A 12,584-nucleotide genomic window follows, 5' to 3' on the forward strand; every position below is an offset into this window, starting at 1 on the left:
ACTAGACGAAGCCCGCGGCATCGGATCGTGCCGCCGCCCGGCGCACTGCCGTCATGACTTCCGCGTCACCCCGGCCGATCTGGACCACCAGGTTACCGAGGGCGGTAGCCTCGACCGGCCCGGCCACGACGGGGACGCCGAGGCACTCGGCGGTCAGCTGGTTGAGGAAACGGTTCTGAGAACCGCCTCCCATCACTCGGAGTCGCCGGCACGGGATCCCGCTTGCCTTCTCCAGAGCACCGACGACCCATCGGTACCGATGGGCCAGGGATTCGAGCACCGCCCGGACCAGGGTGTCGTCGTCGACGCCAGGCAGGAGCGACCGTAAGGCGGCAGGCATGTCGTCGGGGGCGAGTAGCGAGGGGTGGTCGACGTCGATCTGGGTGCCGGGTGACGCGGCCGCCTCGGCCCGGGCGAGCAGGTCTGACAGGGGTTCCGGTCGATGCCGCAACCATTCCTGGACGATCCAGAGTCCCATCACGTTCTTCCCGAGGCGAAAGGTGCCGTCCACGCCGCCTTCGTTGGTAAGGTTCAGGAGCCGGGCCTCTTCCGTCAGCACCGGGGCGGCGACATTGACTCCGACGATGGACCAAGTGCCCGAACTCAGCCAGTAGTCTCCGGGCTCGAGGTCGAGAGACGCGACCGCAGAACCGGTGTCGTGGCAGGCGGGAAGCACGACGCCTGGAGCGACTTCTGTCCCCGGGGGGACGACGGGTGGGAAGAGGGACGGGGCGACGCCGATCTTCTCCAGGAGTCCGGTCGCCCAAGTCATCGTGGAGGGGCAGAAGCACTGCGTCGTCATCGCGTTGGTGAACTCACACGCCTTGACTCCGGTCCTCCGCCAGTGCAGATAGTCAGGGACGGTCAAGAAGGTCTTTGCCAGAGCGAGCACCTCGGGTTCCTGCCGTGCGAGGGCGTAGAGTTGGACCAACGTGTTGATCGGCATCGCCTGGATTCCGGTCGCCTGGTAGACGGCCTCGGCCCCGAGAAGGGCCAAGACCTCCGGAAGGAGCCCGTCGGTCCGGTGGTCGCGGTAGTGGACGGGCTGTCCGACCAGCTTGTCTTCCGCGTCAAGCAGGCAGAAGTCCACTCCCCAAGTGTCGATGCCATAGGAGTCGACCGGGCCGGCCATGGCGAGACATCTCCCCACCTCCCGGTCAAGGGCGCCAATGTCCCAGCGGAGGTGGCCGTCGACCTTCCTAGGGTGATTGTCGAAGCGACGGACTACCTGGACCTGGAGGTTGCTTCCGTCCCATATCCCGAGAAGCGACTTTCCCCCGCTCGCCCCGATGTCGACGGCCAAGTGCCTAGTCGACAATGAGGTCCTCCAGGAGCACCACCCAGAGTTCGCCCGGCCCATGCACCCCGTTGACAAGGACGCCCTCGATATCGGCTGTCCGGCTGGGGCCTGTCACGAGGACGCTGGTGGACCGGGGCGCCAGGTCGACCGCGTCAGCGAGAGTCGCCACGACCTTTCTTACCAAGGCGATGTGGACCGGAGGGGCAAGGCTGACCAACCGTCGGCGACCCGGTCCGGCGGCGAGAAGGACCGAGCCAGTCTGGGCGACGGCGCAGATCGTCGAGGTCACCCCAGCCGAGGCTTCCCAAATATCCCGTGGCGTCGGTGGGCTCCCCCAGGTGCCGGCGACATCGCCATCGACCCAGGCGGGCGCCGGGCAAAGTCTCCTGGCCTCGTCAAGGTCCATGACCCGGCCCCCGACCGCGGCGACACGATCCTTGAACAGGGAAACGAGGTCACCGTTGAAGGGGACATAGTCGGGGACGGCCTCCCGGTGGACCTCCCCCTCTCCGTCGGGCAATAGTGAAAGCACCTGCTCACGGGCGTCCATGCCACCACCTCCGGAAGTCACCGTGCTTGGCCGGCGCTGACCTAAACTGTGCCCATCCCGACATCCAGGCTCCCGCTCCCGACACCCACGGGGCCAGGGCCAAGGCGGTGCGCCACTGGGCGGGGTGGGTCGCTCCGTGGGCGAAGACTCCCCAAGAGCCTTGGACGGTGGCCTGACGACGCAATCCAACAAGCTGGTCTGGAATGGGAATCATGACCGGGCACACCTCCTCGCAGGCTCCGCAGAGCGAACTGGCGAAGGGGACGTCCCGATTGGTGTCAAAGGAAAGGGAGGGGGCCAGAACGGCTCCCACCGGCCCGCAGTACACGTTCTGGTAACCGTGACCGCTGGCGGCGCGGTACACCGGACAGACGTTGAGGCACGCCCCGCAACGGATGCATCGGAGGATGTCCCGTCGTTCGCTGGCAAGGACGGAACTCCGTCCATTGTCGAGCAGGACGACATGCACCTCCCGGGGTCCGTCAGACTCCGCGCCGCGACGGGGGCCCGTGATCATGTGCACGTAAGTCGTGATCTGCTGTCCGGTCGCCGATCCGGCAAGTAAGGGGAGGAACACCGCCAGGTCCCTCTCGTCGGGCAAGAGCTTTTCAATCCCCATGACCGCGACGTGGACGTCCGGCGCGGTCGTCGAGAGACGGTTGTTGCCCTCGTTCTCGACGATCACGAGACGGCCGGTCGATGCGATACCAAAGTTGACCCCGCTGACGCCGACCCTGGCCGTCCGAAACGCCGCCCGCAACCGTAACCGGGCCTGACGGGTCAGTTCCGACGGGTCGCTCGTGTAGGGACCAAGCCCCTCCGCGTGGAAAGACTCGGCGACCTGGTACCGGTCCTTGTGGATGATCGGCGTGACGATGTGGCTCGGTGTGTCCCCGTCCAATTGGACCACATACTCGCCGAGGTCGGTCTCAAGCGTAGGGAAGCCAGCCCGCTCAAGGGCGTCGTTGAGGTGGATTTCCTCAGTCACCATTGACTTTCCCTTGACGACGGTGCATCCCTCGGGGGCCGTCCGGCGACAGACGCCGACGATGACGTCGCGGGCTTCTTGGGCGTCCCTCGCCCAATGGACCGACACGCCATTGGCCACCAAGTTGGCCTCGAACTGGAGCAGGAGGGGTTTCAGGTTGTCGAGGACGGCGGCCTTGACCCTGGCGGCGTAGGTCCGCGCCGCCTCCGGGTCGAGGAATGTCTGAGGCAGGGCATGGAGACGTTGGCGGACCTTTGCCGACGATGCGGCCCGGACACTGGCGGCGGTCCGGGGCGCTAGTCCCGCGGCAAAGGCGTCGACGCGGGAACTCATGCCGACACCTCCGCCAGAATCTCCGCATAGTGGCGCGTCCTCACGGGACGCCCCTGACGACCGGCCAAGCCGGTCAGGTGCATCAGGCACCCCATGTCTCCACTGACCACCTCGTCGGCGCCAGTGGACCGCAGACATTCGAGCTTGGCGGTCCCGATGTGCTGGGACAGGTGGGGTTCCTTGACGGCAAAGGCACCGCCAAACCCACAGCACTGTTCGGGCTCGGGCACGGGGGCCAAGGCGATCCCGGGCACGGTGGAAAGAAGCCGCTCTGCCTTGTCTCCGAGTCCGATCAGCCGTCCGTGACAGGCACGGTGGAACGCGACCGTCTTCGCATACTCCCGGCCGGACCAAGTGGTGATGTGGAGCACGTCGACGAGGAACTCAGCCAACTCGTAGACGGGCCCTGGTGGGGTGAGGTCGAGCCGAGGGTATCCGTGCCGGACCATGGCGGCACAGGAGCCGCTCGGCGTGACCACCGGGGTGTCGCCCGCGAAGACACCGCACGTGTGGGCCGCGACACGGCGGGCAGACTCCCAGTCGCCAGAATTAAACGGCGGTTGGCCGCAGCACGTCTGCCCTTCGGGGAACTCGACGGTGCAGCCCGCATGTTCCAGGACGCGGACGGTCGCCTGCCCGACGTCGCCGTAGAAGGCGTCGCACAGGCACGTCAGCATCAGCCGGACGCGCATCCTCAGCCTCAGAAGTCGAAATTGGCGATGTTCGCTTTGTCGAACGTCACCAGCGGGCCGGCGTAGACGACCCCCTTGGCGCTAAAGGTCTTCGACCCCAGGCCGGGGACATCGAACGACTTGCCTTCCTCGGGAAGGAACTTCTTGGCATGAAGCGCAGCGCCCAGGTGGGCGGCGATTTCACCCATGTCAGCCGGCGACCACAGTTGGAACTTCTTCACGACGCCCTTTTCCACGGCGGCCCGCAATTGGTTAGGCGTCGCCAAGCCCGTGAGCTCAATGCCGGGGCCCTTGGCTTTGGGGCCGCCCGGATACTGGCCACTGGTCTCCAAGACCTGCGCGGCGGCACCGAGCCCGACCGACGTCGGCGAGACGACGGCACGAAGGTCGGGGTACTTGGTCAAGAGGGCTTGCATTTCAGTCGCGCTCTTCTCGGGTTCGTCGTTGCCGTACACCGTGTCGACCAGCTTCAGTCCCGCGTATTTGGGGTCTTTCAACGCTTCTTTCATGCCCGCGATCCAAGCGTTTTGGTTGGGGGCGTCGGTCGCCGCACTGAGAATAGCGAAATCACCTTGGCCACCGGTCAGCGAGGCGAGGTTCTCGACCAACGCGGGCCCGACCTTGGCGAAGTCGGTGGGCAAGACCGATGCGTCGCGGTGCTCCTCGTTCCCGGTGATGTCGGAATCAACGGTCAGGACAATGACGCCCTTCTTTCTCGCGTCGTCAAAGACGTCGTTCAGGGTGTCGGGGGCGTTGGCCGAGACGACGAGCACGTCGACGCCACGCTGGAGCGCGTCCTTGATCGTGCCTACTTGGCTTGTCGCATCGGCCGAGGTGGGGGCTTGGGTCTCGATCGTCGCCCCGAGTTCCTTGGCACCCTTCTGCAGACCCTTCTCGACTTCGGCAAAGTAGGGGTTGCCCGCGCTCTTGGGCACGAAGACAAAGTGAAGGGCCCCGGATTTGGCCTGCGTGCCCCCCGTAGTGGCCGCGTCATTGGAACTGGTCCCACAGCCGGCGACGAAGATACCGGCGACCAGAACGGTGGCAAGGAGCGTGCGTATCATGGTTGTCTCCATTGGTCAGGCCCGGGCCGGGCGTCGGCGGACCAGCGCGGACATGTTACCGGCCAAAACCGCACCGACAAGCAAGACACCGACGACGGTGACCTGCACTTCGGGTTTGACGCCCGCCACACCCATCGCCGTCTTGGCCGCGGCGACAAGGAGCAGGGCGGTCACGGTGCCCAGCATCGTGCCTTGGCCCCCGAGGATGCTCGTCCCCCCGACGACGACCGCGGTGATCGCCTCCAGTTCGAGCCCCCGCACCAGGTCATGCCTGACCACGCCGAGACGGGATCCAAGGAACAAGGCGGCGAGTCCGGCGAGGGCACCGGTCATGGTGAAGGCGATGAGCTTGGTCCTCTCGACGGGGAGCCCGCTGAACCGGGCCGCCACGGGGCTTGTGCCGACCGCTGCCACCCAGCGGCCATAGACGGTGCGGTGGAGTAGAAGTCCGGCCAGCGCGGCGACGACAAGCCACACCACCGGGGGCCATGGCACCGCCGACCCGACGACGTGGGCCCGGTCGAGGCCCTTGAGCACCGGCCACTTGGCCGAATAGGGCCCCATCCATGCCTGCGCCACGCCTCGGAACGCGGCCATGGTGGCCAAGGTCGCCAAGAACGACGGCACCCGGGCCCAGGCGACGAGCGCGCCGTTGACCAAGCCCAGCAGCGCGCCTGCGCCGACGCAGACGAGTACCAGCAGACTGGGCGGGCAGCCCGGCGGGCACCACTTTGCCGCGACGCAGGCACACAAGACGGTCGTCGAAGCGACGGAAAGGTCGATCTCCCCGCACATGATGACGAACGTCATGCCGACGGCCAGCAGGCCGGTCTCGACATAGAGGTTCATCGAGTCAAGAAGGTACGGGGCGTCAAGGAACCGGGGGGAGACCCGCGAGCCCCAGAACAGGACGAGGAGCAGGAGCCCCAGGGGGACCATCTCACGCCAGCGCATGGCCACCGTCCCGGGCGCGACCGCCCAGCGCGTCGACGACAAGGGCGACCAGCACCACCACGCCATAGGCAAGCAGTTGCCAGTCGGCGGCCACCCCCAAGACGCTCAGCCCGACGTTGACGATAGCAAGGAGCACGCATCCCGCGACGACCCCCGTCATCGAGCCTGCTCCACCGGAGACGGGTACTCCACCGACGACGACCGCCGCGATGGCGTTCAGCTCCAGGTTGACCCCCGCACTGGCCGCGTTGACAAACCCAAACCGGCTGAGATAGACGACGCCGCCCAGACCGGCGCAGACCCCCGACCAAACGTAAACGGTCGCGAGAGTCCGGTTGACGTTCAGACCACGTAATCTGGCCGCGACCGGGTTGCTCCCGACGGCGAAGACGGTCCGCCCTAGCCTGGTCTGGGCGAGAGCCCAGGCCAAGAGGACGCAGGGTACAGCCGCCAGAACCAGGTGCCAGGTTGCGGTCACGCCACTAAGATGGACGCCTTCGCGGCCGAGGGCGGTGAGGGCACTGGGGACGTCGTCGGTGTTGATTTGTTTGCCCTGGGCGAGGAGGAACGCCAGGCCGCGGAACGCGGTCATCGTCCCGATCGTGGTGACCACCGGCGGGACCCGGCCCCAGACGACCAGCCCAGCGTTGACACATCCCAACAATGCTCCGGCGAGGAGCCCGATGGCAAAAAGGGCAGCCACGGGCAAGCCAGGGTTGTCCCTGGCGACCATACCGACCGCAAAGGCGGTCAGGCCGACGGTCGAGCCAACCGACACGTCGATCCCCTTGGTGACGATGACGGGCATTTGTCCTGCCGCGACCACCAACAAGACGGGCAGCCACAAGAGCACGCTGTCCAAAGACGCGGCAGAAAAGAACCTTGGTTCTTTGACCGCCGCCGCGGCGCAGACCAAGGCCACCATCGCCAGGGCGGTGCCTTCACGAGGCCAGCGCACCGGCACCTCCGGAAGCCAGGGCGATGATCCGCTCGGGACTGGCGTCGGCATGGTCGAATTGACCTGCGACCCGTCCCTGGCGCATGACGATCACACGGTGGGCCAGGGCCATCACCTCCGGGAGGTCTGACGAAACGACAAGCACAGCGACCCCTGAACCTGCCAATTGCCGGATCAGGCGGTGGATGTCGTACTTTGCCCCGATGTCCACCCCGCGTGTCGGTTCGTCCAAGACGAGCAACTTCGGTCTGGCCAGGAGGGCCTTGGCCAAGACGACCTTCTGCTGGTTTCCCCCGCTCAGAAGGCAGACTTCTTGGTCTGGGCCACGGAAAACGAGGCCAAGGCCGCGCCCGACTTCCTTCGTGGCGTCGTCCATCCGGCGGTCCATCAGCCACCCCGCCACTGACGTCCTGCCCAGGCTCGCCAGGGTCGCGTTCGTGGCGACCGAAAGGGGCAGGAGCAAGCCCTGGTGTTGGCGGTCTTCGGGTACCGATCCTATCCCGGCCCGCCATCGCCGGGCCGCCGACGTCTTCCGTAGGTCGCGACCGAGGAATGACACTTTGCCGGTGTGGCGGCGAAGTCCGCAGATCGCCTGGGCGACGTCTGTCCGACCCGCCCCGACTAGGCCGGCCAGGGCGACGACTTCGCCCGCATTCACCTCGAAACTGACGTCATGGACGACGCCACGGACTCCGAGTGATTCGACTTGCAGGACTACTTCGCCAGAACCCTGTGGCCCCGGGGCGTCGAGTTCGACGGAGCGCCCGACCATCAGCTTGACGAGGTCACCGGTGGTGTACGTGCCCTTGTCCATATGCCCCACCACCTTGCCGTCGCGGAGGACGGTGACGACGTCGGCGTGGGAGACGACCTCCTGGAGGTGATGGGTGACAAAGGCGACCGCGCAGCCGTCGTCGGCTAGTCGCCGCATGACGGCAAAGAGACGCTCGCTTTCCGCCGGGGTCAGGGCGGCCGATGTCTCGTCGAAGAACCAGACGCGGGCCCCACGGGCGAGACCGTGGGCGAGTTCGACCGCTTGCCGTTCGGCGGCGGACAATGAACCTAGGCGGCGGCGGGGTTCGACGGTGAATCCGACACTCGCCAAGCACCCGCGGGCGGTCGCCGCCATCGCCTGCCAGTCCAATCGGCCCGGTTTCCGTGGCCAGGCTCCGACGGCGATGTTCTCGGCCACGGTCAGGTCGGGGAAGCCTTGCGGCTCTTGGTGGACCAGGCAGACACCAGCTTCCAAGGCTTGTCGTGGGTTATGGAATTCGACCGGGACATCGTCCACGGCGACCGCCCCGGCTGACGGCCGCACCACACCAGCGCAGGCCTTCGCCAAGCTAGACTTGCCGGCTCCGTTCTCGCCGACCAAGGCGTGCAGTTGGCCGGGGGCGAGTTGCAAATCAACCTTGGACAGGACCTCGACGCCCCCGTAGGTGACGGAGAGCCCCTGGGCGGCCAGTTGCGCCATGTCGCCGTCAGATTATGCGCTCGCCGGTACTAAAATCAACCTTACTGAACCGGTTCTGCGGTAGCATTTTGTCTCGGTGGCGGAATCTCCGCCCTTGATGTTTTGCCATGGTCACACCCAACGCTGTCGCGTCGTCGTGGTCCAACCTGGGAGCGAGCCGGTATGGCGCCTTCGACGCTGCCGGGGACTTCGTCATTTCTGACGTCGAGACCCCCCGTCCATGGGTCAACGTCCTTGCCAACGAAGAATACGGGCTGGTCGTTTCCCAAATGGGCGGCGGGTTCTCGTGGGTCGGGAACTGCCAACTTTTCCGCCTCACCCGTTGGGAGCAGGACATGGCGGTGGAGAACTACGGCCGGTTCGTCTACTTGGCCGAGCCTAGCGAGTCGAGGGTTTGGGGCACGACCTTTGCCCCCGAAAAGGTGTCCGGCCACGACCGGGTCACCCATGGGCTGGGCAAAAGCGTCTTTGAACGGGTGCGCCACGGTGTCCGGACGGTCCAAACCGTCTTTGTGCCCAATACAGGCGCCCGCGAGTATTGGCTCCTCGACATCTGGAACGAGACTGAACAAGCTCGCGAACTGACCGTCGGTAGCTTCATTGACTGGCATCTGGGCGGTCAAGGCGACTGGCACCGCGAGTTCCACCGACTCTTCGTCACCACTGAGGCCGACGGCGACACCTTCCTGGCCCACAAGAGGACAGGCCTCTTGGAAGGCACCCGCGAGCGACCTGAAGCGACGCGCTTCGGGTACTTCGCCGTTAAGGGTCTTGATGCAGTGGAATGGTTCGGTGACAAGTCGGCCTACCTGGGTCCGGCGGGCCGCCTGGACCGCCCGCGAGCCCTGCTCGAGGACCGCCCCGCGGTCGTCACGGGTCGGTGGGACGACCCGGTCGCGGGATTGCGGGGAAGACTGACCCTTGCACCGGGAGAACGGGCCCGTCTCGCCTTCGTGCTTGGCGCGGAGGAATCGCGGGAGGCGGCCCTGACCGTCGCCGAGACGACCACGATCGAAGCGGTGGACGAACTTCTGGAGCAACGCCTGGCCGAGTTGGTCGAGCGGTGCGGCAGGCTCGAAGTCCGGTGCGACTCCCCCTTGGTCTCCTTGATGACCGACCGATGGCTGCCGAACCAGGCTCTGGTCGGCCGCCTGCTGGCCCGGTGCGCCTACTACCAGCAGGGAGGAGCGTACGGATATCGTGACCAATTGCAGGACAGCTTGTCGGAACTCGACACCGACCCTGAGGTCACCAAAGTTCAGATCGGTCGCCACGCCGAGGCGATGTTCCCGGACGGGGGAGTCCTTCATTGGTGGCATCCGGGCACAGCGGTGGCCGTCGAGAGCCACCACTCGGACACCTGCCTCTGGCTGGCCCATGCGACACTGGACTACCTCGACGAAACCGGCGACTTTGAGATCCTCGACCAGGAGTATTCCTACGTCGACCGCGTCTCCAAGCGCCCCGACGAGTGGGGCACCTTGCTAGACCACTGCCTCCGAGGAATCGAGCGCTCCTTGTCCAGCCGGTCTGACCGGGGCCTGCCCCTCATCGGAAGCGGAGATTGGAACGACGGCCTCTCCCATGCCGGCATCGACGGAAAAGGGGAGTCCGTGTGGGACGCGATGTTCCTCTACTCGGTCTTGTGTCGTATGGCCCCCGTCCTCGACGCCGTGGGGGCGGAGTCTAGCGCCGCGGAGTACGTCGCCCAAGCCGATGCCCTGCGTCAAGCGGTGGAGACCCACGCGTGGGACGGCTCGTGGTACATCGCCGGAACGGACGACTTGGGACGGCCCTTTGGCAGTTCCAGCCGGCCACGAGGGCAAATCTTCCTGAATCCTCAGACTTGGGCGGTGCTCACCGGCATCGCCTCGCCAGAACGGCAGGAGGCCGCCCTGAGGTCGGCCAAAGAGCGGCTCGTGAGACCATTTGGCGCGCTGCTCCTCGACCCCGCCTACGACGAGGTCGACCCCTACATCGGCTACATCACCCGGTATGCGCCAGGTCTGCGGGAGAACGGCGGGGTCTACAGCCATGCCTCCACGTGGGCGGTCCAGGCCTTTGCCAAGGCGGGGGACGCCGAGACTGCTTGGCAGATTTGGCAGGGCATGTGCCCACCCGCGCGGTCGGCGCAAAACGCCGACCTCTACGCCGCCGAGCCCTACGTGATGCCGGGCAATGTGGACGGCCCCGACTCGCCGTTCACCGGCCGTGCAGGGTGGACTTGGTACACGGGGAGCGCCGCGTGGATGCGCCGGGCGCTGGTGCACTGGATCTTCGGCGTCAGGGCGACGCCCGCGGGCTTGGTCGTCTCGCCGAACCTACCGAAGTGCCTGCCGGGATATGAAATGACCCGTCGTTACCGTGGTGACACCATCCGGATCAAGGTTGAAGGGCACGGCCCGTATGCAGCGAGTCTTGACGGCGTCCGCGTGGACGGCCCAGTTTTGGTCGTGGCGTCCGGTGAAGGATCGGCGAGGACGCTCCACCTGACGTCCTGAGAGGTGGAACTGGTACGCTAAGGGCCTGATTCCATGGGGCTGTAGCTCAGCGGTTAGAGCGGGTGGCTCATAACCACCGGGTCGCGGGTTCGAATCCCGCCGGTCCCACCAGGCAAAGATCGGGCACCCCTCCCCAACAAATTGGCAAATCCGGCCAGATTCTTTTCCGACCACTGCCAATGCCCTCAGGTTATCGTCAATTTTCGAGCCTGGACAGCGTCCTTGTGAGTACAGTACCCATAGGCCGCGTCGAAGCGGTCAGGAAGGTTCGTGGTGGATCCTCGTAGGGAATTTGAACTGGTGATGACCCGGCGGCACTTTTTTGGCCGGGCCGCGACGGGAATCGGCGTTTTCGCCCTCGGTGACCTCCTGAACGCCGACAAGGCGTTCGCGCACCCGGTGATGCAAGAACAAGTGAAGAAAGCGGTGGGCAACACATTCCATGGTGCCTTGGCCGCCCCGCACTTCCCGCCAAAAGTCAAACGGGTCATCTACTTGTTCCAGAGCGGGGCGCCCAGCCACATCGACCTCTTCGACTATAAGCCTGAGCTGAAGCAACACCACGGCCAGGAACTGCCCGCGAGCGTCCGGAACGGCCAACGGATCACCGGCATGACCAGCGGGCAGTCGTCGTTCCCGTGCGTCTATCCGATCCACCCGTTCAAGGCGTACGGCAAGAACAACACGCACATCACGAGCCTGATGCCCCACATCGGCGGGATCATCGACGACATCACCTTGATCCGGTCGATGCACACCGAAGCGATCAACCACGACCCTGCGATCACCTTCATCCAGACTGGATCGCAGCAGCCGGGCCGTCCGAGCATCGGGGCCTGGATGAGTTACGGCCTCGGTAGCGAGAACTCCGATCTGCCGGCCTATATCGTTCTGATCAGCCAGGGCTTCAACAAGTCTGACCAGCCCCTCTTTGGGCGGCTGTGGGGGCCTGGGTTCTTGCCCAGCGTCCACCAGGGAGTCAAGATGCGGGCCGCTGGAGACCCTGTCCTGTATCTGGGCAACCCTCCCGGCGTCGACCGGGCCGCCCGGCGGGAAATGCTCGACTCACTGGCCGAGCTCAACCGACAGAAGGCTGCCGAGGCGATGGACCCCGAGATCAACACTCGGATCGCCCAATACGAGATGGCTTACCGGATGCAGGCGTCCGTCCCCGACCTCACCGACCTGAGCAAGGAACCAGACTCCACGTTCGAACTCTACGGGCCGGAGAGCCGTAAGCCGGGAACCTTTGCCGCCAACTGCCTCTTGGCGCGTCGATTGAGTGAGCGCGGGGTCCGCTTCGTCCAACTCTTCCACAAGGGCTGGGACCACCACGGCAACCTGCCGGTCAACATCAAAGGGCAGTCCAATGACGTCGACCAGCCGGCTGCGGCACTGGTGAAGGACCTCGAGCAGCGTGGCCTGCTCGACGAGACGCTGATCATCTTCGGTGGCGAGTTTGGGCGGACGGTCTACTCGCAAGGCACACTGACCGCCGACAACTACGGTCGTGACCACCACGGCCGATGCTTCAGCATTTGGCTCGCAGGTGGCGGGATCAAGAAGGGCTTGGTCTACGGCAAGACCGACGACTTCTGTTACAACATCGTCGAAAACCCAGTCCACATCCACGACCTGAACGCGACGATCATGTACCTGCTCGGGATCGACCACGAGAAGCTGACGTACCGCTACCAAGGCCGAGACTTCCGGCTGACCGACGTCGACGGCAACGTCGTCCACGACATCCTTTCCTGAACCTCCAATCCC

Annotated in this window: 10 protein-coding genes and 1 tRNA gene; 3 read left to right on the plus strand and 8 right to left on the minus strand. The window is 65.6% G+C overall.

Annotation, left to right across the window (positions count from 1 at the left end; all coding sequences use genetic code 11):
* Position 1: 1 nt before the first annotated feature.
* The 8 genes from KF857_06685 to KF857_06720 are packed head-to-tail and all read right to left on the minus strand — an operon-like array spanning position 2 to position 8,313.
* Positions 2 to 1,318: a rhamnulokinase gene (locus tag KF857_06685; protein ID MBX3111679.1), complete on the minus strand. Its 1,317-nt coding sequence runs from the start codon at positions 1,316 to 1,318 to the stop codon at positions 2 to 4.
* Entirely contained in the window at positions 1,308 to 1,850 is a 543-nt protein-coding gene (locus KF857_06690; protein MBX3111680.1) for a lactate utilization protein, read from the minus strand. The genes KF857_06685 and KF857_06690 overlap by 11 nt, the downstream gene beginning before the upstream one ends.
* Positions 1,837 to 3,171, minus strand: a complete 1,335-nt coding sequence (locus KF857_06695; GenBank protein MBX3111681.1) for a lactate utilization protein — start codon at positions 3,169 to 3,171, stop codon at positions 1,837 to 1,839. The genes KF857_06690 and KF857_06695 overlap by 14 nt, the downstream gene beginning before the upstream one ends.
* A complete protein-coding gene (locus tag KF857_06700; protein MBX3111682.1) occupies positions 3,168 to 3,863 on the minus strand; it encodes a (Fe-S)-binding protein in 696 nt (231 codons plus the stop codon). The genes KF857_06695 and KF857_06700 overlap by 4 nt, the downstream gene beginning before the upstream one ends.
* Before the next feature lie 8 nt (positions 3,864 to 3,871).
* Positions 3,872 to 4,927, minus strand: a complete 1,056-nt coding sequence (locus KF857_06705; GenBank protein ID MBX3111683.1) for a substrate-binding domain-containing protein — start codon at positions 4,925 to 4,927, stop codon at positions 3,872 to 3,874.
* Positions 4,928 to 4,942: 15 nt separating this feature from the next.
* Positions 4,943 to 5,881: an ABC transporter permease gene (locus tag KF857_06710; protein MBX3111684.1), complete on the minus strand. Its 939-nt coding sequence runs from the start codon at positions 5,879 to 5,881 to the stop codon at positions 4,943 to 4,945.
* Complete coding sequence (locus KF857_06715) at positions 5,868 to 6,839, minus strand: ABC transporter permease (GenBank protein MBX3111685.1); 972 nt, start codon at positions 6,837 to 6,839, stop codon at positions 5,868 to 5,870. The genes KF857_06710 and KF857_06715 overlap by 14 nt, the downstream gene beginning before the upstream one ends.
* Complete coding sequence (locus KF857_06720) at positions 6,823 to 8,313, minus strand: sugar ABC transporter ATP-binding protein (protein ID MBX3111686.1); 1,491 nt, start codon at positions 8,311 to 8,313, stop codon at positions 6,823 to 6,825. Before KF857_06720 ends, KF857_06715 begins: the two co-directional genes overlap by 17 nt.
* A gap of 107 nt (positions 8,314 to 8,420) precedes the next feature.
* On the opposite strand from KF857_06720, the gene KF857_06725 reads away from it, so the two are divergent.
* From KF857_06725 to KF857_06735, 3 genes are all read left to right on the plus strand, one after another.
* Positions 8,421 to 10,814, plus strand: a complete 2,394-nt coding sequence (locus KF857_06725; GenBank protein MBX3111687.1) for a hypothetical protein — start codon at positions 8,421 to 8,423, stop codon at positions 10,812 to 10,814.
* Between the two features lie 35 nt (positions 10,815 to 10,849).
* A tRNA-Ile gene (locus KF857_06730) sits at positions 10,850 to 10,925 on the plus strand.
* 192 nt (positions 10,926 to 11,117) lie between these two features.
* Entirely contained in the window at positions 11,118 to 12,572 is a 1,455-nt protein-coding gene (locus tag KF857_06735) for a DUF1501 domain-containing protein (GenBank protein MBX3111688.1), read from the plus strand.
* The last annotated feature ends 12 nt before the right edge of the window (positions 12,573 to 12,584 follow it).

The sequence above is a fragment of the Fimbriimonadaceae bacterium genome, from assembly GCA_019638795.1.
Lineage (GTDB): Bacteria > Armatimonadota > Fimbriimonadia > Fimbriimonadales > Fimbriimonadaceae > JAHBTB01.